Here is a 23,430-nt window from a genome sequence, read left to right on the forward strand (position 1 = left end):
TAGTTTAGCATGCCTTTCCATGAAAAACAAAAAATCTTTCTGTTATTCACTCAATAAACAATGAAACGCAAAAAAACATAGACTATATATCTTGTAGTCTATGCCAGTATTCTCTGTTCGTATTGATTGATTTCTTCATTATACTGAAGCGTTAGTTCAATTTCATCCCAACCATTAATCAGCATGTTCTTCCAATATGGATGAATATCAAATCGAGCAAGTACGTTTTCTTGTGCTCTCAATTCTTGATTAGGTAGATCAACCGTTAGATCCAACGGTGTTTTACGTATAAATTCCTTTAGTGAAGCAAGAGTCTCTTTTTCTAAGGTTATCGGCAGTATTCCATTTTGCAAACAGTTTTGATGAAAAATATCTGCAAAGGAGGAAGCTAAAATTACTTTAAACCCATAATCCCCCAGTGCCCATGGGGCATGCTCACGAGAGGATCCACATCCAAAATTTTCACCTGCCAACAAAATGGTCGCACCTTTAGCTTCAGGCTGATTCAGTTCAAAATCGTCTCGCTCGGTTCCATCTGCATGAAAACGCCAGTCAAAAAACACATACCTGCCAAACCCGGTACGCTCAATGCGCTTTAGGAACTGCTTCGGTATAATCTGATCTGTATCGACATGATCGCGTTCAAGAATAACAGGTTTACCTGTATAGACTGTCATTTTTTCCATTTTAGTGACCTCCTTTTCCAGAAATCATAGGATTCACCGCTTCTCTGATATCTACAAACTTTCCGTAAATCGCTGCCGCTGCTGCCATGCGCGGAGATACTAAATGCGTTCTTGCTCCAGTGCCCTGTCTTCCTTCAAAATTACGGTTCGACGTGGAAGCACAATGTTCACCTGCCGGCACCACATCTGGATTCATACTTAAGCACATGCTGCAGCCTGCTTCTCTCCATTCGAATCCAGCTGCTTTGAAAATCGTATCCAGACCTTCTTCCTCTGCCATCTTCTTAACAGCCTGTGAGCCTGGAACGACCATTGCTCTCACTCCTGCAGCAACCCTATTACCATCGATAATTTCAGCCGCTTCCCTTAAATCTTCTATCCTGGAATTTGTGCAGGAACCAATAAATACATGCTGAACCGGTATATCTGTAATTGCCTGACCTTCTTTAAGACCCATGTATTCTAGCGCTCGCTGTAATGTTTTGGCTGCTGCTGGCTTCATTGAATTTGAATGAGGGATATTCCCGGTTACCGGGCTGCACATCCCAGGATTGGTACCCCAACTGACCATAGGAGAAATATCATCTCCATTCATGTAGATTACTTTGTCATAATCTGCATCAGCATCACTGGCCAATTCTGACCACCGCTTACAATATTCCTCGAATTCGTCCGGCACGGGAGCATATTTCCGGCCCTTCATATAAGAAAAAGTAGTTTCATCCGGGCTAACCAGACCGGCACGAGCGCCGCCTTCAATAGACATATTACACATAGTCATGCGCTCTTCCATCGACATATTACGTACTACATCGCCTGCATATTCCAAAATATAGCCGTTACCAAAGTTCGTTCCATTTTGAGTGATGATAAATAAAATGACATCCTTTGCAGTAACCCCATTTTGGAGTGAACCGTTTATTTCAATTTTCATCGTTTTCGGTTTGTTTTGCCAAATGGTTTGCGTCGCTAATACATGCTCCACTTCGCTCGTGCCAATTCCAAAGGCCAATGCACCAAATGCACCATGTGTAGATGTATGACTGTCGCCGCAAACAATGGTTTTTCCCGGCCAGGTTAAGCCTAAATCAGGTCCAATCACATGGACAATTCCCTGGTCTTCACTATCAAGGCCTGCTAAAGGTACTCCAAATTCCTGGCAATTCCGTTCAAGTGCTGTCAATTGCCTTTTCGCCACCTCATCTGTTATTACAAAACGATTAATGGTGGGGACATTATGATCCATTGTTGCAAAGGTCAAATCTGGTCTGCGTACCTTTCTTTTCTTTAGGCGAAGACCCTCAAATGCCTGAGGAGAAGTCACTTCATGAACGAGATGCAGATCGATGTATAATAAATCTGGTTTTCCCGCCTCCTTGTGCACTATATGATTTTCCCAGATTTTATCCACGATCGATTTACCCACATAGATCCCTCCTCATTTTATTGATACCTTTAATTTTTTTTACGCGTACGCTTCCATAATGTGAAAAATAGCGTCCTTCTGCAAAATTTCTTCCTTAATAGCCCTGGCCATTTCCGTAGTTGACAGCACTTTTCCATCTCCTGATATATCTATTGTATGTTTGCCGGAGTCCAGTACATTTTTCACCGCTTGTTCCACTATACTTGCCTCTTCTTCCATTTGGAAGGAATGGCGAAGCATCGATGCAACAGACAGAATCATTGCAATTGGATTAGCTTTATCCTGGCCTGCGATATCCGGGGCAGAGCCGTGAATTGGTTCATATAAATGCAAACCATTTTCAGAAAGACTTGCTGAAGGGAGCATTCCAAGTGAACCAGTTAAGACACTTGCCTCATCGCTCAAAATATCACCAAACATATTTTCAGTCACCAATATGTCAAATTGCCTTGGATTACGGATAAGCTGCATCGCTGCGTTGTCTACGAGCATATGCTCAAGCTTCACTTTTGGATACTCACTGGCTACTTCTTCTGCCACCTCTCTCCACATTCGGCTTGATTCTAATACATTTGCCTTATCAACGGATGTTACCTTTCCTTTTCGTTCCTTTGCCAATTCAAAAGCGAGTGTGATAATCCGCTTTACTTCTTCGCGTTCGTAATACAGAGTATCGACAGCAGATTCCATGCCATCATGATAATTACGCTTACTCGGTTTGCCAAAATATAACCCGCCCGTTAGTTCCCTCACGATTAAAAAATCCGTACCATCAATGATTTCTTTTTTCAAAGGTGATGAATCCTCGATGCTGGCATAATAACTGATTGGACGCATATTTGCGTATAAATTTAACTCTTTGCGGATTTTTAACAGCCCTTGCTCAGGTCGCATCTCCGGGGGATTATGATCCCATTTCGGACCGCCAACTGCTCCAAGTAACACGGCATCATTTCGTTTACAAAGGTCAATCGTTTTTTCAGATAAAGGGGTACCCTCCGTGTCAATCGCTGCCCCGCCAATTTGCCCATATTCAAAGACGAATTCATGCCCGAATCGTTCACCAATAGCATTGAGGATTTCGAGGGCTCCTATCATAATTTCTGGTCCAATTCCGTCACCCGGCAATACAGCAATGTTTTTTTTCATATCGAAGAAATCCCCCTTATTGATTAATTCGTGATCACCATTGATTGGTGCTCTACTGTTAAAATCACTCGGTTAATAGCATTTAAATACGCTTTGGCCGACGCTTCCAACACATCCTGGGCTAATCCCCGTCCGCTTGTTTCCACTCCCTGATAAATAATTCTTACAAACACCTGTGCCAACGCATCTCTGCCGCCGCCAACTGATTGAATACGGTAATCCTGCAGCTTAACTGGTTTCTGGATGCAACGCTCGAGCGTATTGTATAACGCTTCAATACTCCCTGCTCCAGTGGAGGCCTCCTGTATTCTGTCGTTATTTACCCCTGACAATGTAACGGTTGCTGTAGGAATCTGATTGGTTCCGTATTGAACCTGAATGGAAATTAATTCATAATAGTTATCCTCTTTTGTTACTTTCTCTTCCAGTACTAACGCGACAATATCATCATCTGTCATTTCTTTCTTACGATCTGCGAGATCCTTGAATACTTTGAAAAGGTGATTAACTTCTTCATCCGACACAGGGAAGCCTAACTCTTCTAATTTTGTACGGAATGCATGCCGGCCTGAATGCTTACCAAGCACCATGGAGTTAGAACTTAATCCAACTAATTCAGGTTCAATTATCTCGTAGGTTGTTTTCTCTTTAAGCACACCGTCTTGATGAATGCCGGATTCATGTGCAAAGGCATTTTTACCTACTACAGCTTTATTTGGCGGGATTACCATACCTGTCAGTTTACTGACCAATTCACTTGTACGTTTAATTTCACTAAGAACCAAGCCGGTTTCTGCCTGATAAAAATTTTTTCTTGTATATAGGCCAAGCGCTACTTCTTCCAGTGCAGTATTCCCGGCCCGTTCACCAATTCCATTAATGGTACCTTCTATCTGAGTCGCTCCGGCCAGAATCGCTGCCATAGAATTGGCGGTCGCCAATCCTAAATCGTCATGGCAATGGGCAGACAACGTAACCTGATCTATAGATGGAACGTGGCTCATTAGATATCGGAAGACTTCACTGTATTCTTTCGGTGTGATATAACCAACCGTATCCGGGATATTGATGATCTTTGCTCCGGCTTTGATAGCTTCTTCCACAATCCGAGCCAGGAATGGAAGCTCTGTTCGGCAAGCATCTTCAGCTGACCATTGAATAACCGGGAAATACTTCGAAGCATAACGGATCGAAGCCACGGCAGCTTCAACTACCTGATCCTCCGTCATTTTCAGCTTATACTGCCTGTGTATGGGTGATGTAGCAAGAAAGACATGTATCCTCGGGTCGGCCGTTTGCTTTAAAGCTCCCCACACTGCATCAATATCACTTTCCACAGATCTTGCCAGTCCTGTTACCGTTGAATTTTTGACTAAATCAGCAATTTTCTTCACTGATTCGAAATCTCCTGGAGAGGCTGCGGGAAAACCAGCCTCAATGATATCTACACCCATTTTTTCTAATTGTTTGGCTATCTCCAGTTTTTCGGTCAAATTAAGAGTGACTCCGGCAGATTGTTCTCCATCACGTAAGGTCGTGTCAAAAATATTAATTTTTCGCACTGCCGACCACTTCTTTCTGTTTCTTTTTTTGCTGTTGAATAAATGGCATCATTTGACGAAGTTCTCTGCCTACCTGTTCAATTGGATGTGCATTTTCCTGTGCCTGTGTCGCGTTAAATACAGGTCTGTTCACTTGATTTTCAAGCAGCCATCCTTTTGCAAATGTGCCATTCTGAATTTCTTTTAACACTTGCTTCATTTCTTCTTTAACAGCCGGGCCAACTACGCGGGGACCTGAAACAAAATCACCCCATTGAGCGGTATCAGAAATGGAATAGCGCATCCCTTCCATGCCGCCTTCATACATGAGATCAACAATTAATTTCAATTCATGTAAACATTCAAAGTAAGCAAGCTCAGGCTGATAGCCAGCTTCCGTCAGCGTTTCAAAACCTGCCTTTACCAAGGAGGTAAGTCCCCCGCAAAGTACTGCCTGTTCTCCAAATAAATCTGTTTCGGTCTCTTCCTTGAATGTAGTTTCAAGAGCTCCTGCCCTAAGTGCTCCAATCCCTTTTGCGTAAGCCAATGCAACTTCTCTTGCTTCACCTGACACATCCTGATAGATGGCAAATAATGCTGGAACACCTGCCCCTTGTTCAAATGTCCTTCTGACTAAATGGCCCGGTCCTTTTGGCGCCACTAGGGATACATCTACAAATGCCGGAGGAACAATTTGATGATAATGGACATTGAAACCATGAGCGAACATCAGTGTATGACCTTTCCGCAAGACTGGTTCAATCTCTGCTTTATATACTTTTGTTTGATGTTCATCCGGTAAGAGAATCATGATTACATCTGCTTCCTCGCTTGCTTCCCTAACAGATTTAACATCAAATCCATCTTCAACCGCCTGGTTCCAAGATTTACCCTCTCGCAATCCAATAACTACTTCAAATCCGCTTTCCCGTAAGTTCTGTGCATGGGCATGCCCCTGTGATCCATATCCAATAACTGCTACCTTTTTATTTGATAAAGCTGCTTCATTTGCTTCATTTTGATAGTACATTTTTGCCATAATTGTTCTCTCCCTTTTTCATTTTTATTTAGACAATTGAATAATTCTTTGTTCCCTGGTTGCCCATTTGAGTGGAGCGGGCAAAAGCGGTAGTGCCTGTTCTAGCTAATTCCTTAATTCCGTACGGCTTGACTAATTCGATAAAAGCTTCTATTTTATTTGATTCGCCGGTTATTTGAATCACAAGACTTTCTTTGCCAATATCAATAACCGAAGCTCTAAAAGGCTCAATGAGTGAGTAAATCTCACTTCTCGATTGGGGAGTGGCTGTTACTTTTACTAACGCAAGCTCCCTGGCTACAACGGATTGATCTGTTATGTCCTGTACCTTTATGACATCAATCTGTTTATTTAATTGTTTGGTAATTTGTTCTGCAATTTGCACGGATTCGACGTTTACAACACAAGTTATTCGCGCTCTCTCCTCCATTTCGGATTGCCCTACCGTAATACTTTCAATGTTATAATTTCGTTTCGTAAATAAATTGGTAATCCGGTTAAGGACACCCGGTCTGTTTAGAACGGTTAAAGTGATGATCCTTTTCAATTTTTCTTCACCCCTACCATTTCATTAATTCCCTTTCCAGGTGCAACCATTGGGTATACATTTTCTTTAGGTTCTACAAAAATATTGATTAGTACTGGACTATCTTTACTAAATTCTTCGTTAAATACCCTTTCAGCTTCTTCCTCCGTCCGGATATCGAATCCCTTTATTCCATAAGCTTCAGCCAGCTTGCTGAAGGAGGGCTGGGAACGAAATACACTTTCTGAGTATCGGGATTCATAAAAGATTTCCTGCCATTGGCGTACCATTCCAAGAGAACCATTATTGATAATGATAATTTTTACCGGCAAGTTCAGTTCTGCGATAACAGCAAGTTCCTGAATGGACATTTGGATACCCCCATCACCATTTACGGAGATAACCAAATCATCTGGTTCAGCAATTTGTGCTCCAATCGCAGCCGGTAATCCAAACCCCATCGTGCCAAGTCCTCCGGAGGTTACCCATGCATTCGGACGCTTAAAAGGATAATACTGGGCAGCCCACATTTGATGCTGACCAACATCGGTTGTCACGATGGCATCCCCATTACTCATTTCATAAATCATTTCCATAATTCTCTGTGGTTTCAGGTGCTGACCGTTCCCCTTGTCATAATAGAATGGTGCATCCTCCAGCCAATTCTGAATTTGCTTCCTCCAGCCCTCGTTATCTGGCTGTTTGCCATTCTGCTTGATTAAATGCTTCAGAGCATGCCTGGCATCTCCTACAACCGGGATAGCCGTCGGAACATTTTTACCGATTTCAGCAGGATCAATATCTATATGGGCAACCATTGCATGCGGTGCAAATTTTGATAGATTACCTGTTAAACGATCGTCAAACCTGGCACCAATATTGATTAATAGGTCACATTCAGACAGTGCCATATTGGCTGCGTATATTCCGTGCATCCCTCCCATTCCGATGTAAAGCGGATGACTCGGAGGAAAACTGCCAAGTCCCAATAATGTATTAACGACTGGGATTTGCTGTTGCTCAGCATATTCAAGTAAGTACTTTGAGGCTTTCGCATGAAGGATACCTGCACCAGCCAAGAAAACGGGTTTCTTAGAAGAACTGACTGCTTCTACGAGTCTTCTAATCTGCAAATAATTAGGTTCATACTTTGGCTGATATCCCGGCAAATGGATTGTTTCAGGTTCCTCTTCTATAGCTACTAGCTGAGCCATATCTTTCGGAATATCAATGAGGACTGGCCCTGGGCGTCCTGTTGAAGCAATATGAAAGGCCTCCTTCACGATTTTTGGAATATCTGCCGTATTTCGAATTTGATAATTATGCTTTGTGATCGGTGTTGTAACTCCTAAAATATCTGCCTCCTGAAAAGCATCTGTTCCGATTACTCCTGTACCAACCTGACCGGTAAAAACGACTAAAGGCAAGGAATCCATCATGGCATCAGCAAGACCTGTGACAATATTGGTTGCTCCGGGACCAGATGTAGCAATTACCACTCCTGGCTTTCCACTTATCCTTGCATATCCTTCAGCCGCATAGATTGCGCCTTGTTCATGTCTTGGCAATATATGCTTCAATCCCGATTTATAAAGTGCATCATAAATGGGTAGAACGGCACCTCCGGGGTATCCAAATAAAACCTCCACTCCTTGCTTTTTCAGGGAATTGACCAACATCTCGGCTCCGCTGATTTTTATTTCAGTTTGTAGGCTTTTCTTCTCAGCAAGAGCTGTTTTCTCCAACATGGAATCTACCTCCTGTTTAGTGATAGGCTTATTTGCCAGGTCTTTTTTAAAAATAAAAAAGCCTTTTCATCACATACGTTTCCCAATTGAAACGCAGGGATGAAAAGGCTTGTTGTCCTTTCCATGGTACCACCCTAATTCATAATTGATTTCATCAATCATGCACTCTTTACTTTTGATAACGGGTTGATCGGTCAAACCCGGTCTGTATTACTGGAGAGTTCATACAGACGCTCAAAGGGGAGTTCATACTTGGAAACAGTACCGATTCTCAGCACCATCGGCTCTCTGTAACTGTTCAGCCCACTTACTACTTATCCTTATCATCGCTTCTACTTATTAAATTCTTGTTATTAGTTCCACTATTATAAATCCAAATAATTACTAATTTGTTATCTCGTTGAAATTTATAATACGACCTTCCAGACACATAGTCAACTGATTTTTCTAAATTATTAGACTATTTAATTAATTCTGAATAATTGTATGCGCTTTCATTGTTTTTGCTAAGCGGTTTTCCTATTTTAAAATTTTTATCATCGCAATATCATTTGTAATTAAAAGAAATAAATGAAATTTCATCTCTATTTTTCACACAAAAAAAAGAGCCTATAAGCTCTGGAATTTATTGCGATGCTCTTCTTCTTGCTATGTATTTTACTAAAATAATAGATACAATAACTGATAAAAGTGTATACGGCAGGTATTTCTCAAACAGATCGGTAAAACGGAATGGTGCTTCATGGATAAACTCGGCTTTCTTCCATTGTTGGTTATCGATTTCAACAGCAATGCCCGAATCAGAGGATTTATTTTTTTATGTATAATACTTAGTGCCTACAGGGTAAATGTTAGAGCCGTTTCCTTTATAATGCCCGGTATTGTCATCTGCCCTGACTCCACCTTGCCTATGTATTTACCAATTTCCCGAGGATCTATTGCCTCATCTTCCTTTATTTCATATACCTTACCCTCCCAAACAACAAAGTATTTATTCCAACTTAATGCTTGGGCCAATGATAGATAGATGAATGAAAGGACAAATAGTATCAGGGTCGTCTTTTTTTCAAAGCAATCGAACTCCTTCATAAATACTATTTTAATAGTAGCATATAATTTCCATATTAATTACATATAATTCAATAAAAAATCCTGCGGATCAATTACCACAGGATTTCACATTATGAAGTCTGGATATTTTTATACTGGCTTTCATACATTTCACTGTATCGACCTTTATGACGTAATAATTCTTCATGCGTTCCACTCTCTTTGACTTGGCCGTCATCAATGACCATAATCTTATCTGCCTCGCGAATCGTACTGAGCCTGTGTGCAATCACAAAGCTGGTACGTCCTCTCATCACTTTACGCATAGCATTCTGTATGGCAAGCTCTGTTCTCGTATCTACACTGCTCGTTGCCTCATCCAGGATCAGGATTGCTGGATCCTTTAATATTGCCCGGGCAATAGCTAGCAGCTGCTTGTTCCCTTGGCTGAGATTCGAGCCATTTTCTAGAAGCATCGTATCGTAGCCATTTGGAAGTCTTGTAATAAAATAATGAGCATTTGCCGTTCTGGCAGCTTCAATCATTTCTTCATCTGTAGCATCCAACCGGCCATATTTTATATTCTCTTTAATGGTTCCCGTAAACAAATACGTGTCCTGCAGCACAATCCCAAACGTATCTCTTAAGCTCTCTCTTGTATAATCACGAATATCTACCCCATCGATTAAGATGCTCCCTTCAGATACCTCATAAAATCTGGTTAAGAGATTCGTAATGGTTGTCTTCCCTGCACCAGTTGGTCCCACTAGCGCATTGTGGCTGCCCGTTTTTGCTTCAAAACTGATATTTTTTAAGATGGGGTGATTTGCGTCATATCCAAATGAAACATTCTTAAACGTTACATTTCCTTCTGAATGCCGGAGTGGAACCGCATGCTCGCCATCTTTTGTCTCTTCATTCTCATCAATCACCTGGAATACTCGTTCAGCACCTGCAACTGCAGACTGAAATAGATTGAATATATTGGCCAAATCATTTAACGGTCTCGTAAACTGCCTTGAATAGCTGACAAAACTGGCGATCACCCCAATCGTTACAGCTTCATTTACAGCCAAGATACCGCCTACAATTGCAATCGCGGCCAGTCCAAGATTATTAATTGCATTCATTAATGGCATTAAATAACCTGACCAGATTTGTGCCTTCCTTCCTGATTCAAATAATTTACCATTGATTTCTTCAAACGTCTCGACCACTTGATTTTCTCTATTAAAGGCTTTAATAATAAGCGTTCCGGATATCGTTTCTTCTATATGTCCGTTCAATTTGCCTAAATGTTTTTGCTGTTCCCGAAATAAAACCCGTGTCCGTTTAGCAATCATTTTCGTTAGCAAATACATAAATGGTATCGTAATACATGCAGCAACCGTCAAAATGGGGCTCAATATTAGCATCATAATAAATGATCCCGTTATTGTGATGACTCCACCCATCAGCTGCGTAGTCGATTGAGAAATACTACTGCTGACATTATCGATATCATTTGTAACTCTGCTCATCATATCGCCATGGGCATGCGAATCAAAATAACCGATTGGTAATTTAAGCAGCTTATGAAATAGCTTGCTTCTTAAAGATTGAACAACCCGCTGAGAAACTCGGACCATCATCCAGCCCTGGAGCAAACTGGATATTCCATCTGTTACATAGACCACAGCCAAAATTAGAATCATCATATGTAATAAGTTCAGGTCAACTGATTCCATTGCAATCGTATCGACTGTTCTTCCAATCCAATAGGGAACAAATAAGCTGATAGCTGAACTAATAACAACAAAGCCAAAAATAATCCACAGACTTCTCTTTTCAGACCCAAAAAATCCCCAAATCCGTTTAAGAGTTCCCGTAAAATCCTTAGGTTTTTCTACAGGAGCAAATCGGCCCGCACCATGGCCATGGCCTCTTCCCCCTGGTTTCGGCATTTGCGGCTGTGAGGGCTTGCTTCCATTCTCCGATTTATTTGCCATGGCTAACCATCTCCTCACCTATTTGCGAACGTATAATTTCCTGATAAACCGGATTATGTGTTTTTAACTCTTCATGATTTCCAATACCTACTATTTTCCCATTATCCATAATGATAATTTTGTCGGCATCCATAACAGAGGTTATTCTTTGGGCAATCAAAAAAATCATCGACCCTTTCGTTCTTTCCCCTAATGATTCCTTTAATTGCTTCTCCGTGACCGCATCAAGTGCGCTGGTTGAATCATCAAGAATTAAAACAGATGATTTTTTCAACAGGGCTCTGGCAATCGATAATCTTTGCTTTTGGCCACCGGAAAGATTAATTCCGCCCTGTCCAAGATGAGTATCATACCCATTGGGCAAAGCCTCTATGAATGTATGGGCACAGGCTGCCTTGGCTGCCTGTACCACCTCTTCCATACTGGCATTCCCATTTCCCCAAAGTATATTTTCTTTAATCGTTCCCGTAAATAATATAGATTTCTGAGGCACATATGCCACAGACTCTCTCAATAAAGCTGGGTCCATCATTTGAATGTTTACCCCATTCATATAAATGGCACCTTTAGAAGGTTCATACAATCTAGGAATCAAGTTAACCAGACTGCTCTTTCCTGATCCGGTTGAACCTATTATCCCAACTGTCTCTCCCATATTTACATGAAAGGTAGCATCTTTTACTACAAAGTCCTTCGTTCCAAAGTATGAAAAACCAACTTGATTAAAAAAGATACCTTCTTTATCAATAGCTTTTCCAGATGTATCAAGTGTTGAAGGAGGCTCCTCAGTATTAAATACTTCTCCAATCCTTCCGGCAGATACCCTTGCCCGAACAAAGAAATTAAATATCATTGAAATCATCGATAAAGATACTAAGATTTGAGTCATATAGTTCACATAGGCAACAATTTGTCCAACCTGCATCTGTCCATTATTTATATTCCAACCGCCCACTAAAAGGACGAGCACAATTCCAAAATTCACGGTTAGCATGATTCCAGGACTAAATACAGACATTACTCGCATAGCTTTAATAGAGGTTTCTGCCAAATCATCATTCCGTTCTTCAAAACGCTCCTTCTCAAACTTAGAACGATTGAATGCCCTGATCACCCGTATGCCGGATAAATATTCTCTCATTACCCCGTTCAAGCGATCTGTCACTTTTTGAACGCGGATAAAGAAAGGAAAGCTAAGTTTCAGATTCAGCATAATGATACCCGCTACAATCGGAATAATAATTAATAGAATCCATGATATAGAAGCATTTAAACGGACTGCCATGATAATGCTCCCTATACAAATCAATGGAGCCTTCACCATAATTCTCATCAAGCCGTTCACAAATACTTGCACCTGCGTTACGTCATTTGTAAGCCTTGTAACTAGAGTCGCTGCTTCAAAACGGTTCATTTGCACGAGTTTTAAAGACTGTATCTTTTTATATAAATCAGAGCGAAGTTCGGCTCCCATTTTTTGCGAAATATTACTGGAGATTATATTCCTGCTTATCGCACCCAACGCACCTACTGCCGTAACAACTAACATCACTCCGCCCATTTCCAATACAAAAGAAAGGTCTTTATTTGCTACACCTTTATCAATCATCGTTGCTAATATCGTAGGCAGAAGCAAATCACAAATGGCTTCAACCATTAAAAATAGAATCGCAACCGTAAATAAAACTCCATATTTCTTTATATATTTTCGTAAATACCCCATACCTTCACCTTTTTTCGTTACCGACATATGACTACATCCTTATTTTGCTAAAACCTTTTCAATCATACAAGTAAAAAGCCCAATTTACCTTTCCTTTTAAAAACAGTTTAGGAGCTTTATATATAGATAGATAAAAAAACACACGGAATTTCCTAATCGGAAACCCGTGTGTATTCATATTTACATATTTGATTTTTTCAGATAGAGATATACAGGATAACCCAATGCGGTAATCGCTAATCCAATTAGAGAATATAAGGTATCGGTAAAAACCGTACATACCAATATATATACTCCGCCAATGATTCCGACAAGCGGAACAAACGGATAGAAAGGAACTCGATAAGTCGGAACTAGATCCTTACGCTTTTTACGAAGGATGAAAACCCCGTAAATGGCCATTACAAAGAAAATCCATGTGGCGAATAAGGCCAGAGTAGACAGTGTATTAAATGATCCAGATAAAATATAAATAATCGATAAGGCCACTTCAAAAATAAAGACATTAATCGGTGTACTTGTACGGCTTTCAACACGTCCCATAACATGATGGAACGGGAAGATCTTGCTTTGTGCCATCGCAAATGGCACTCGGACACCTGTCATCAAATATCCGTTCAATGTACCAAATATAGATATTAGAATCCCTATCGAGATAATCGCTGAGCCACCGCTTCCAAAAAGAATGAGAGCAGCATCCGTTGCTACTTTTTCTGTCGAAACAATTTCCTGAACAGACATAACAGAGAAAAAGGCTACGTTTATTAGGACATAAGCTGCAATAATAATCGTCATTCCAAACAAAATAGAGCGTGGTAAGTCGCGCTGAGGATTTTTCATTTCTCCAGCCATATTTCCAACACTCACCCAGCCTTCATAGGCAAACAAAGTTCCTAGGATTGCAGCACCAAAGCTAGTTAGGGTAAAGCTATGAACAGATTCTCCCGAGAATAGCGATGCTGTTTCTTTCCCCATTCCATGAATAATTCCAAACACGATAATGGCAATAATTGGAATCATTTTAGCTATCGTAGAAATGAACTGAATCCTGCCTCCAAGTTTAGTTGAGATGATATTTAGTGCGGCCACAAATACTAAAATACCAATCGCTAATAATTTTTGCTGGAGGTCTGTCATAGGCATAAAATATGTTGCTTGTGTGGCAAAAACGATGGATAGCGCCGCCAGAATGCCTGGTATATAGATTAACGCTTGTACCCATCCAAATAGGAAAGCAAATTTTTCTCCATAAAGCTCCTTCAAATAAGCGAATACCCCACCTGTCTCCGGTATAGCTGAGCCAATCTCAGCCAACGTCAGAGCAGCTGCAAGAGTAATTAATCCCCCAAGTAACCAAGCTATAATAGCCGCAACTGGAGAACCGGCGCTTTCCAATACTGGAGTAGCTTTAAAAAATATACCTGATCCAATTACAACCCCAACTACAATGGTTAAGGCTTCTTTCAAACCAATCTCTTTCTTTAAAACAGCTCCCGCTGCATAGATGTTCTTCTTTTGATGTTTTGACATGGCTTAATTAATCCTCTCAAAATAAGTTCCTTATTTCACATATTAAAAATGTTATCCGAAAGAGAGAAGTTATTCAAGACAATTATTGATTTATTAATCATATTAGTATAGCAAAAATTGAATTTATTAATTGATACACTCCTAAATTATCCTATTTTATTTAATAATTACTTCACTAATTATTTGCTCACAATATTTTATAGGAGTATGGTATGTTCTAGTTTCTAATATCTCTTGATGACGAACTAGCTTCCTTTCCAAAACCTAGTCTTGAAACCGTTATTTTTTATGGATATACATAAACATTTGAGTTTTATATTTTAACCTCTTATATAAAAGTTTAGAATTTGTTCTGAATCTTCATATAGTTAAATTTTACCACTAATCAAAAAACATTTATAATAAAAATTGAATCATATAAGGAGGTTGGAACTATGACGAAACAAGTATATGTCATTACAGGCGGATCTGGCGGAATGGGGAAAGCAACTGCTGAATTAGTCGGCAAGAAGGGGACTGTCCTTTTAGCAGACGTTTCGCATGAACGCTTACTTCAAACAAAAGAGGAATTGGCTGGAAAAGGGATTACAGATGTCCACATTCAAGTCGTTGATATTACATCTAAGGAAAACGTTGCAGACCTAGCTGATAAGGCTGCTGAGCTGGGTACATTAAAAGGATTAGTTCATACAGCAGGCCTTTCTCCTACTATGGCGGATTCAAAACGGATTACAGAAGTTAACCTGGTTGGGACAGGCATTATTCTAGAAGCTTTCCTTCCACTTGCTACGGAAGGAACAGCGGTCGTTTGCATCTCTTCCATGAGCGGTTATATGGCTCCCCGTCAAGGCCCTTATATGGAAGTACTAAAACAGCCGTTAGCTGAAAATGCCGTGGAAACAATGGAGCAATTTGCCCAAGGGAATCCTGGGGCTGCCTACAGTTTATCTAAATTAGGCGTACAATTAATTGTTGAGGACCAGGCATGGACATGGGGAGAAAAAGGCGCACGTATAAATTCTCTCTCTCCTGGAACAATCAACACACCAATGGGACGTCAGGAAGCCTCAAAGCAAGCAGAAATGAAGAAGATGCTTGAAATTACACCTTTACGTCGTGAAGGGGAATCAAAAGAGATTGCAACAGCTGTAGAATTTTTATTAAGCGATGCGGCTTCTTATATCACAGGTATCGACTTACGCGTAGATGGCGGTACTGTAGCAAATCTAGCAAAACATAAATAAACAATCCTACAGTAATAGTAAATACTCTATTGCACTCTGAACATTAGGTTTCAAGCTTAACTTTCAGGGTGCTTTGTATGAATGCCTTCCACTACGTCTTCTCCATATCGCCGCTCTATTAATCTGACAATTTATCCTTCTTAAACCTATACATCATCCAATATCCAATATCTGCGAAGCCAATTCGTTTATATATAGCGCCAGCATTTGGATTATCATAAAACAAGCATATTTCCTTTCCCTCACTAAGAAGCTGCTTGCATAACTTGACCATACATTTCGTAGCATAGCCTTTTTTCTTATAATCTCCTAAAGTAGCGACAGCGACTACCATAGCTGAGCAGGAATTTTCCGCTGTAGTCGAAGCGGATGAAACTACTTTCCCATTATCGGTAATATAAGCACAACGCGAAAAACCATCCTTTAAACTTTTACGTTTTTCTTCTACCGACGTACATGAATTTTTAAATTCCGGGATATTTTGCAGCAATTCAACAATTCGTTCTGCATCATCAGGTGCAGCATACTGTACTTCTGTCGTATCTACATAGCCAGCCTCAGCGTTTAAAACTTGGCATTTCGCATAAAATGTTTGCCTTTTATTTAAAAGTCTCTGCTGTAAATAGGGTTCAATATTCTCAGTGACTTCCTTTAGACCGGACATCATGGAAAATTCAGGATCATTCAGCATAATATCAGCAAATCCTTTGGCATCAAATAGATCATTCACAGCATATGGGATATAGTTTTCTTTGTATTTTAAAAGAACGGCAATCAGATTCCCATTTGTATCAAACTCTCCCCAAACCTTTTGGAAATCTTCCTCATATCCATACGCTTCAATATCCCCAATTAAAAATAAGTTTTCAGAAGGCTTCGTATGAATAAAAGACACACAAACATCATGATCTTTTTCGCTTAAACGCTTAATCATTCTCCCTCACTCCCATACAAAAAAATATTGAATGCTTTAATATACAATTTAGCCCATCCACCGACAAAGAACTCGTAAAACTATGCTTTTGAATATTTTAACATAATTACCCATTTATTCAGTGGTATTCTATGTATATATACGGTTGCTTAATAAAATCCTTACTGCCACATTTCCTTCTTCATGTTATCACTTTTCAACTGAGCTCGACGAAACAAATAGGATTGCAACGACACAATTCAATAATAAAAAATCGCATCCTCACGGTTAAATATGTACCGTCGGATGCGATGTTTTTTCATTATTGACCTTCAACCACTTCTTTTAGTATTTCGTAGGACCGCTTTTGTTTATCTTGATCATAGATATAGGAAACAGCCATAATTTCATCAGCATTATATTTTTCCTGGAAGCTGATTAGCTGCTCGCGTATGGATTGTTTTGAGCCAAGCAACGTGACACTGGACATGGATTTTGCCATTTGTTTTTCAGGTCCATTCCATAATTCATCCATGTTTTTGATTGGAGGGCTTAACAAATTTTTTGTCCCACGAACAACGTTTAGGAAAAATTGTTGCATGGTTGTAGATTCTATCTCAGCCTCTTCATCACTTTCCGCTGCAATAACATTCAAGCAGACCATCATATAAGGAGCACTTAGATATTCAGACGGCTTGAATTGATTACGGTAAATTGAGATGGCTTCTTCCAAATAAGTTGGAGCAAAATGGGCTGCAAATACATAAGGCAGACCCAATTTAGCAGCAAGAACAGCTGATTCCGTAGAGGATCCCAAAATATAAATTGGTATATTGGTGTCGACACCCGGGTACGACCTTACATAACCCTGATTCTCTTCCGGTCCCAAATAGGTTAACAAGGATTGCACATCTGAAGGAAATGTATAAACGGAATCCTTCTGTGAACGTCTTAATGCACTCGCCGTCATCATATCTGTTCCAGGCGCTCTTCCCAAGCCCAAATTAAGGCGATTTGGATAGATAGTTGCCATCGTTCCAAACTGCTCCGCCACAACTAATGGGGAATGATTAGGCAGCATAATGCCACCGGATCCGACCTCTATTTTATCTGTATGCTCCAAAATATGTTTAATTAAAATAGAAGTGGCTGAGCTAACCATTGTAGGTGTATTGTGATGCTCGGCAACCCAATATCGCTTATATCCCATCTTCTCTGTAGCCTGTGCAAGCTCAACCATTGAATCAATTGCTCCCTTTGCATCTTGGCCTTTGCGAATAGGGGCTAAATTTAGTACAGAAACAGGAACATTTATATTAATACTTTTATTTGTCATATAGTTTGGATCCTTCCATCATAAAGTTTCCATTTAATAGTAACAAGTAAGTGACAATAAACAAACATTCTTGCTTGATCAATCCTTTTTCTAAGCTTCGCACCTGGGTATTAATAGTTGTTTTTCCTATCAATAATGGATATACTAAGCGGACAAGTAAATCGTTAAAGGAGTAATCAAATGGCGAAAATTGAAGTGGGAGAAATCCTTGTATTAGAAGGCGAAAATGGACAGGAAGAAGAAATTGAAGTACTAGGTACATTGGATGTAGACGGAGCAGAATACGCTGTTACCGCACTCGTGGAAGAAATCAAACTCGAAACAGAAGAAGATATGGAAATATTCTTTTTCCGTGTTGACGAAGACGGTGAACTTCACGAAATTGAAAGCGACGAAGAATTCCAAAAGGTCGCAAGTGTACTTGAAGAGAATATGAAACACTCTCATTAATTTACAGGTAATAGGTTGTCCCAAATGCATTAATAGCATAAGGGACAACCTTTTTTGTGAATTCAGTCAAGATCTACTATAGACCTAGGTGTTGACTGTGAATATCCATAAATCCACAGCCATTCAAGGCCCATTCCGTTTTCATCCTTCAATTTCCCACGTACAGAAAATCTCTTAGTTATTTTTTTCTTTAATAACAGTATTTCTCCTCTATACTTGTATGCCACATTTAAATTGTAAAAAAAGTCAAAATGATTGTATAGTTAAATAGATAAAGATTGTATCTACCGCTCTCATTATGACATTTAATAAATGTTTTTATCTAAAGAAACCTACTCTGACTACGTTTTATCAACCAAAGAAAACTCCTCTTCCAGATTCAAAGAATCTTGCACACATAATTATTCCTAATACATTTTGAGCCATTTGCTTCAGAATACGAAACCTCTAATCATCATAAAATTATTTTTGTATTAAAAGACTGATTTGAATGGAGGATCATATGAAGGATACGATGAAGAAACGGATTGGTGTTATTCTATCAGCTGCGCTTCTTTTCTTACCATTCAGCCTGCCTACAAAAACCTCAGCCGGCAAGCTGAAACCACCTGATGAAACCTTTACGCCAGGCCAATGGTTCCTGGGTGAACGGCCGCCGAATTTAAATCCAGCTAAACCTCCGATTGTTTTTGTCCAAGGGAAAAATGGCAGTTCAACCAGTTGGTACGGTGAAACAGAATATCATGGCGTGAATGATATGTATACAAAGGCGTATGAAGCCGGATATCAAACCGCCTTTGTCCAGCTTTATGATGCAGCCGGAAACGGGTCGGAAAATCAGTATACGAACGGAGAATTACTTGCATCGATGCTAGCCGATATCTCCCGACACTTCAATGGCCAGAAAGTCAACATCATCGCTCACAGCAAAGGAGGACCAGATACTCAAGCAGCCCTAGTACACTATGGAGCCCACCCCTATGTCGGCAAGGTTATTACACTAGGTTCACCACATCGTGGTTCAGAGCTGGCAGACCTGGCATATAGCTGGTATGCTGGGTGGCTCGGAGATTTGCTTGGCCAAAACGATGCTGGTACCTATTCTTTGCAGCTTGGGGAAATGGCGAGATTCCGCTCTGTAACGGATGGGCATACGAATAGAAACAAGAATAAGTACTATACCGTGGCAGGAACGGATCATGGACCTGCTTTCTCCGCTCTATCCTTGGGAGGCGCCTATTTATCTTCATACGGGGCTAATGATGGATTGGTCACTGAAACAAGCTCCAAACTATCCTATGGTACACATCTGTTTACAGACAGCTCAATTGACCATGATAATATTCGGATGGGCTCCAAGGTGTTTTCGCGGATTGAGCCTTATATGCGCACTGCCACAGTTACACAAATTAAATCAACAGCCGATCCCGAGCAAAATGAATCGGCCATTCAAAATACATCTTCTCATTATATTCATGGGGATGCCTTAGCCCAAAATCAACTTGTAAAAAAAGAGATCTATATTCCGGAAAAAACCACCGGTACAATCTCGATCTATACGGCCCACTCATCAACAGGTGTCGAATTGATTTCACCAGATGGTACCATCATCCCCGCCTCTAAGCCGACTGTCGATCAGATACTTTTTTCCGGTGCCAGCTTATATACCTTTTATAACAAAGAATTCACTCCTGGTACATGGACGGTACAAATAAAGGCAACGGAAGCTGATGATGCCTATCTATTAGCCTCTACCTTTAACGAAAAGGAAATATATAAACTGGAGATGGCCGGAACAGGCAAAGCAGAGCTGACGGACTTCACCATCCGTGCCCCTAAGCATTCCGGAACAGCTAGCTTCTCAATTAAATTAATCGACAAAGACGGTATCGAATTGACGCAAACCGTCCTCCCTAAGACAACCAACGGAATAGATTTCTCTGCCAAACTGCCAAAAGTGCCGAAGCCAGGTGTCTATAATATGACAGTCGATATCAAGACCAAGCATCCTAACGGAAAAGAGTCTGTTCGCACGTTGGTGAGATCTGTTTATATTGATTAATGTGTATATACACCCCTCTTATGTTTCTATAATAAGAGAGGTGTTTCTTTTTTGCTTATTCAGATTATAAAGTGGTCATATTATATTTTTTAAGCTCTCGCTCCATCCAATAATCTTACACTTTGATACAGGTATACTTTCATTTCAGCAGGGAATTCTATTTCAAATCACTTCTATAAAAGGAGCACGGATTATGAACCTGCAGAGCGGCAAATATTATTGGCAAACAACTTATCCTAATCCTCCTGTATATCCATCGTTGGAGGAAGATATACTTTGTGATGTTCTTATTGTTGGGGGAGGAAGTTCAGGGGCACAGTGCGCATACCTTTTAAGCGACAAAGGACTTAAGGTGGCTGTAGTTGATAAACGAAGGATTGGTACCGGCAGCACAATGACCAACACCGCCCTCCTTCAATATTTAGGAGATAAGATGTTGTTTGAGTTGATCAATTCCTTTGGGGAAGAATCAGCCATTTACCATACAAAATTATGCGAGCAAGCCATTTCTGAAATTGAAGAAACATCGAAAAAACTAAATTTAGATTCCGAGTTTACACGAAGGGATAGCCTCTATTATGCCAGTGATCCCCAAGGAGAGACGAAGTTACAAAGGGAATACGATTATTTGATCAAGCACGACTTCCCTGTCGATCTGCTTAACGAAAGCCAAATTAAAGAGCGTTACCCATTTTCTAAGCAATCAGCCTTGTATATCCATAATGATGGGGAAATCAATCCATTTAAATATAATCATGGCCTGATTCAAGCAGCCCATCAAAAGGGTGTACAAATATTTGAGGATACAAAAATAACCGGTAAAAAATTCAATAAGGAGTATGCTACATTTTTTACAGACCGCAATCATTCCATCACAGCAAGAAAAGTCATCATTGCTGCTGGATATGAAGGGCTCGAATTTAAAAAAGATAAGGATTGTCTTCTGACAAGTTCATATGCTGTTATCACCAAACCGGTTGAAAATCTTCAGCAATCTGAATGGTATAAGCAAACATTAATTTGGGAAACAGCACGCCCATATATCTATATGCGCACAACTGCAGATAATCGGATTATCATTGGAGGACTTGACGAAAACACAATCTATCCTGAGGATCGTGATTCAAAAATTAATCATAAAAAGACGAAGCTTATTGAAGAATTTAATAAGCTCTTTCCCGGTATAAAAGCTGAACCCGAATTTTATCTTGGAGCCTTCTATGGCGGGACACACGATGGACTTCCTCTTATCGGTCAATATGACGAATTTCCACACTGCCATTTTCAATTTGCCTATGGAGATAACGGACTTGTCTATAGCACTGTCTTGTCTAAAATCATCACGGATATCATCACAAAAGGTTCTCATCCAGCCTTTAACTTATATAGTCAGAAACGGAGGGAAAGGTAATCCAAATAGGTTATTTGTATAATTTCAATATTAAATGTAAAAAAAGGCAAAACCAACTTTAAAAGGTTTTGCCTCTTTCTTTAATTAACGGACTTGGAAGAGAATTTGTCTATACCATAGATTTAATCATTCTAGCTTCATACTTATTAGATTTAGAAACAAAAAACCTCTTATGAAAATAAGAGGTTTTTTTTACTAGCGTCCCAGGAGAGATTCGAACTCCCGACCGACGGCTTAGAAGGCCGTTGCTCTATCCAGCTGAGCTACTGGGACATGTTTTTATTTTTTTACGTTGTCCTTAACGACATTTATTATTATATAATCACTTTATTTATAAGTCAATAACTTTTTTGAAAAAGTTTTTTATCTTTTTAAAAGTGAAGGGAAGGGAAGGGAACTCACAAATCCTGATCTGTATATTCCCTTCACTTACTATACAACTTTTTTTTGATTTAGGAAAGTGTTGTTTTCAATTGCCAGCCTGGTAATTTTTCCCCAGACATTGTGTAAAAATCAACGATTGCATTCTGACCTTGTTTTTCGAGAATCACATAGGTTTTATACTGACTTCCTCTCGGTAGACGTATACTGCCGGGATTAATATACAGGCAGTTATCAATTTTTTCTGCACCTGCTATATGAGAGTGGCCAAAACAGATAACATTCGCACCAACCTCTCTCCCTTTCAAGCTAATATTCATCAACGTAGATTTGATATTGTATAAATGCCCATGTGTAACAAGTATTGACCAGTCTTCAAGATGTGCAATTAAATCCTCCGGAAAGTCCTCTCCGAAATCACAATTACCTCGTACAGTTTGATAATACTGAATTACTTGATCATCACGAGATAATTCTGAATCCCCGCAATGTATAAACAGATCGACCTCTTCTTTATGTCTTTCATGCAAAACGTCCAATTCTTCCAGTAAGCCATGGCTATCACTGACAATTAAACATTTCATAGGAATTCCACTACTTTTTCATTTAGTACTTTCTCTAATTCTTTTAAAGCATTCGCTCGATGGCTGATTCTGTTTTTCTCCTCTGCTTCAAGGTTCGCCATCGTTGTTTGTTTTTCCGGCACAAAGAAAATAGGATCATATCCGAAGCCATTCTCGCCATCCGGCGCGTCAGCAATGATTCCCTCACATGTTCCGGAAACTGTAATAGGGTCCATCTTCGGACCGACAAGTGCTATTGCACAATAAAAACGGGCAGTTCGTTTTTCTTTAGGTACACCCTCTAGCTCATTAAGAACCTTTTCATAATTAGCTCTATCATCTTTTCCTGGACCTGCATACCTTGCCGAAAAAATACCCGGACGTCCATCCAATGCATCAATGACCAAGCCAGAATCATCAGACAAAACAGGCATATTCATAAGCTCGGAAATAGTGTTAGCCTTCAAAAGAGCATTTTCTTCAAATGTGCTTCCTGTCTCTTCAACATCAATCGCATTCTCAATATCCAATAGGGTAATAACCTTAATCCCTTTTGGGGAAAATAATGCTTCAAATTCTTTTGCTTTACCTTTATTTTTGGTTGCAATTAAAACGGTATTCATATTCAACTTCTCCTCCCAAGAGAAAAATCGTATAAATTGGT

19 protein-coding genes, 1 tRNA gene and 1 other annotated feature are annotated in these 23,430 nt (G+C 39.9%); of the genes, 4 read left to right on the forward strand and 16 right to left on the reverse strand.

Annotated elements, in window-relative coordinates:
- Positions 1–98 precede the first annotated feature (98 nt).
- From leuD to F7984_RS14795, 11 genes are all read right to left on the reverse strand, one after another.
- Positions 99–686, reverse strand: a complete 588-nt coding sequence (gene leuD / locus F7984_RS14750; protein WP_066108658.1) for a 3-isopropylmalate dehydratase small subunit — start codon at positions 684–686, stop codon at positions 99–101.
- 1 nt (position 687) lies between these two features.
- Entirely contained in the window at positions 688–2,112 is a 1,425-nt protein-coding gene (gene leuC / locus F7984_RS14755) for a 3-isopropylmalate dehydratase large subunit (protein WP_066108660.1), read from the reverse strand.
- A gap of 39 nt (positions 2,113–2,151) precedes the next feature.
- On the reverse strand, positions 2,152–3,261 hold the full coding sequence (gene leuB / locus F7984_RS14760; RefSeq protein ID WP_066108663.1) for a 3-isopropylmalate dehydrogenase: 1,110 nt from the start codon (positions 3,259–3,261) through the stop codon (positions 2,152–2,154).
- A gap of 23 nt (positions 3,262–3,284) precedes the next feature.
- Positions 3,285–4,823: a 2-isopropylmalate synthase gene (locus F7984_RS14765; protein WP_066108665.1), complete on the reverse strand. Its 1,539-nt coding sequence runs from the start codon at positions 4,821–4,823 to the stop codon at positions 3,285–3,287.
- Complete coding sequence (gene ilvC / locus F7984_RS14770; protein WP_066108666.1) at positions 4,810–5,841, reverse strand: ketol-acid reductoisomerase; 1,032 nt, start codon at positions 5,839–5,841, stop codon at positions 4,810–4,812. The genes F7984_RS14765 and ilvC overlap by 14 nt, the downstream gene beginning before the upstream one ends.
- Positions 5,842–5,869: 28 nt before the next feature.
- Positions 5,870–6,388 carry an acetolactate synthase small subunit gene (ilvN, locus tag F7984_RS14775; protein WP_066108669.1) on the reverse strand — a complete coding sequence of 173 codons (519 nt, stop codon included), beginning with the start codon at positions 6,386–6,388 and terminating at the stop codon, positions 5,870–5,872.
- A complete protein-coding gene (gene ilvB / locus F7984_RS14780) occupies positions 6,385–8,115 on the reverse strand; it encodes an acetolactate synthase large subunit (RefSeq protein ID WP_139892825.1) in 1,731 nt (576 codons plus the stop codon). Before ilvB ends, ilvN begins: the two co-directional genes overlap by 4 nt.
- A gap of 92 nt (positions 8,116–8,207) precedes the next feature.
- Positions 8,208–8,451, reverse strand: a binding site (T-box leader).
- Between the two features lie 501 nt (positions 8,452–8,952).
- On the reverse strand, positions 8,953–9,204 hold the full coding sequence (locus F7984_RS19175) for a hypothetical protein (RefSeq protein WP_192796816.1): 252 nt from the start codon (positions 9,202–9,204) through the stop codon (positions 8,953–8,955).
- 92 nt (positions 9,205–9,296) lie between these two features.
- Positions 9,297–11,153 carry an ABC transporter ATP-binding protein gene (locus tag F7984_RS14785; RefSeq protein WP_140462248.1) on the reverse strand — a complete coding sequence of 619 codons (1,857 nt, stop codon included), beginning with the start codon at positions 11,151–11,153 and terminating at the stop codon, positions 9,297–9,299.
- Positions 11,143–12,876, reverse strand: coding sequence for an ABC transporter ATP-binding protein (locus F7984_RS14790; protein ID WP_066109241.1), 1,734 nt, complete (start codon positions 12,874–12,876; stop codon positions 11,143–11,145). Before F7984_RS14790 ends, F7984_RS14785 begins: the two co-directional genes overlap by 11 nt.
- 180 nt (positions 12,877–13,056) lie before the next feature.
- Positions 13,057–14,406, reverse strand: a complete 1,350-nt coding sequence (locus F7984_RS14795) for an APC family permease (RefSeq protein ID WP_140462247.1) — start codon at positions 14,404–14,406, stop codon at positions 13,057–13,059.
- Positions 14,407–14,840: 434 nt separating this feature from the next.
- Between F7984_RS14795 and F7984_RS14800 the strand changes: the two genes are divergently transcribed.
- Positions 14,841–15,650: an SDR family oxidoreductase gene (locus F7984_RS14800; RefSeq protein ID WP_140462246.1), complete on the forward strand. Its 810-nt coding sequence runs from the start codon at positions 14,841–14,843 to the stop codon at positions 15,648–15,650.
- Between the two features lie 118 nt (positions 15,651–15,768).
- On the opposite strand, the gene F7984_RS14805 is transcribed toward F7984_RS14800, so the two are convergent.
- Both F7984_RS14805 and F7984_RS14810 read right to left on the reverse strand, forming a co-directional pair.
- On the reverse strand, positions 15,769–16,584 hold the full coding sequence (locus tag F7984_RS14805) for a GNAT family N-acetyltransferase (RefSeq protein ID WP_140462245.1): 816 nt from the start codon (positions 16,582–16,584) through the stop codon (positions 15,769–15,771).
- Positions 16,585–16,885: 301 nt separating this feature from the next.
- Entirely contained in the window at positions 16,886–17,899 is a 1,014-nt protein-coding gene (locus F7984_RS14810) for an LLM class flavin-dependent oxidoreductase (RefSeq protein WP_066108694.1), read from the reverse strand.
- A gap of 180 nt (positions 17,900–18,079) precedes the next feature.
- Here F7984_RS14810 and F7984_RS14815 point away from each other — a divergent pair, with 180 nt between their 5' ends.
- From F7984_RS14815 to F7984_RS14825, 3 genes are all read left to right on the forward strand, one after another.
- On the forward strand, positions 18,080–18,349 hold the full coding sequence (locus tag F7984_RS14815; RefSeq protein WP_066108697.1) for a DUF1292 domain-containing protein: 270 nt from the start codon (positions 18,080–18,082) through the stop codon (positions 18,347–18,349).
- Positions 18,350–18,851: 502 nt separating this feature from the next.
- The gene (locus tag F7984_RS14820) at positions 18,852–20,411 is read left to right on the forward strand and encodes an esterase/lipase family protein (RefSeq protein ID WP_225983617.1); all 1,560 of its coding nucleotides are present in this window, start codon (positions 18,852–18,854) and stop codon (positions 20,409–20,411) included.
- Positions 20,412–20,604: 193 nt separating this feature from the next.
- On the forward strand, positions 20,605–21,822 hold the full coding sequence (locus F7984_RS14825) for an NAD(P)/FAD-dependent oxidoreductase (protein WP_140462244.1): 1,218 nt from the start codon (positions 20,605–20,607) through the stop codon (positions 21,820–21,822).
- A gap of 199 nt (positions 21,823–22,021) precedes the next feature.
- Here F7984_RS14825 and F7984_RS14830 read toward each other — a convergent pair.
- From F7984_RS14830 to F7984_RS14840, 3 genes are all read right to left on the reverse strand, one after another.
- Positions 22,022–22,095, reverse strand: a tRNA-Arg gene (locus F7984_RS14830).
- 179 nt (positions 22,096–22,274) lie between these two features.
- Positions 22,275–22,787 (reverse strand): metallophosphoesterase family protein, encoded by a 513-nt coding sequence (locus F7984_RS14835; RefSeq protein ID WP_066108704.1) that lies wholly within the window; start codon positions 22,785–22,787, stop codon positions 22,275–22,277.
- Complete coding sequence (locus tag F7984_RS14840; protein WP_066108707.1) at positions 22,784–23,389, reverse strand: XTP/dITP diphosphatase; 606 nt, start codon at positions 23,387–23,389, stop codon at positions 22,784–22,786. Before F7984_RS14840 ends, F7984_RS14835 begins: the two co-directional genes overlap by 4 nt.
- Between the last annotated feature and the right edge of the window lie 41 nt (positions 23,390–23,430).

The sequence above is a fragment of the Pradoshia sp. D12 genome (genome assembly GCF_008935075.1).
Lineage (GTDB): Bacteria > Bacillota > Bacilli > Bacillales > Pradoshiaceae > Pradoshia.

What these genes read in the sequence shown, in the direction of transcription:
- F7984_RS14825 (WP_140462244.1), top strand. Translation starts at nt 20,605, where the DNA reads ATGAACCTGCAGAGCGGCAAATATTATTGGCAAACAACTTATCCTAAT.
- F7984_RS14805 (WP_140462245.1), bottom strand. Translation starts at nt 16,584, where the DNA reads ATGATTAAGCGTTTAAGCGAAAAAGATCATGATGTTTGTGTGTCTTTT.
- F7984_RS14790 (WP_066109241.1), bottom strand. Translation starts at nt 12,876, where the DNA reads ATGGGGTATTTACGAAAATATATAAAGAAATATGGAGTTTTATTTACG.
- F7984_RS14800 (WP_140462246.1), top strand. Translation starts at nt 14,841, where the DNA reads ATGACGAAACAAGTATATGTCATTACAGGCGGATCTGGCGGAATGGGG.
- F7984_RS14815 (WP_066108697.1), top strand. Translation starts at nt 18,080, where the DNA reads ATGGCGAAAATTGAAGTGGGAGAAATCCTTGTATTAGAAGGCGAAAAT.
- F7984_RS14840 (WP_066108707.1), bottom strand. Translation starts at nt 23,389, where the DNA reads ATGAATACCGTTTTAATTGCAACCAAAAATAAAGGTAAAGCAAAAGAA.
- ilvC (WP_066108666.1), bottom strand. Translation starts at nt 5,841, where the DNA reads ATGGCAAAAATGTACTATCAAAATGAAGCAAATGAAGCAGCTTTATCA.
- leuB (WP_066108663.1), bottom strand. Translation starts at nt 3,261, where the DNA reads ATGAAAAAAAACATTGCTGTATTGCCGGGTGACGGAATTGGACCAGAA.
- F7984_RS14810 (WP_066108694.1), bottom strand. Translation starts at nt 17,899, where the DNA reads ATGACAAATAAAAGTATTAATATAAATGTTCCTGTTTCTGTACTAAAT.
- F7984_RS14795 (WP_140462247.1), bottom strand. Translation starts at nt 14,406, where the DNA reads ATGTCAAAACATCAAAAGAAGAACATCTATGCAGCGGGAGCTGTTTTA.
- F7984_RS14785 (WP_140462248.1), bottom strand. Translation starts at nt 11,153, where the DNA reads ATGGCAAATAAATCGGAGAATGGAAGCAAGCCCTCACAGCCGCAAATG.
- leuD (WP_066108658.1), bottom strand. Translation starts at nt 686, where the DNA reads ATGGAAAAAATGACAGTCTATACAGGTAAACCTGTTATTCTTGAACGC.
- F7984_RS14820 (WP_225983617.1), top strand. Translation starts at nt 18,852, where the DNA reads ATGAAGGATACGATGAAGAAACGGATTGGTGTTATTCTATCAGCTGCG.
- F7984_RS14835 (WP_066108704.1), bottom strand. Translation starts at nt 22,787, where the DNA reads ATGAAATGTTTAATTGTCAGTGATAGCCATGGCTTACTGGAAGAATTG.
- F7984_RS19175 (WP_192796816.1), bottom strand. Translation starts at nt 9,204, where the DNA reads ATGAAGGAGTTCGATTGCTTTGAAAAAAAGACGACCCTGATACTATTT.
- ilvB (WP_139892825.1), bottom strand. Translation starts at nt 8,115, where the DNA reads ATGTTGGAGAAAACAGCTCTTGCTGAGAAGAAAAGCCTACAAACTGAA.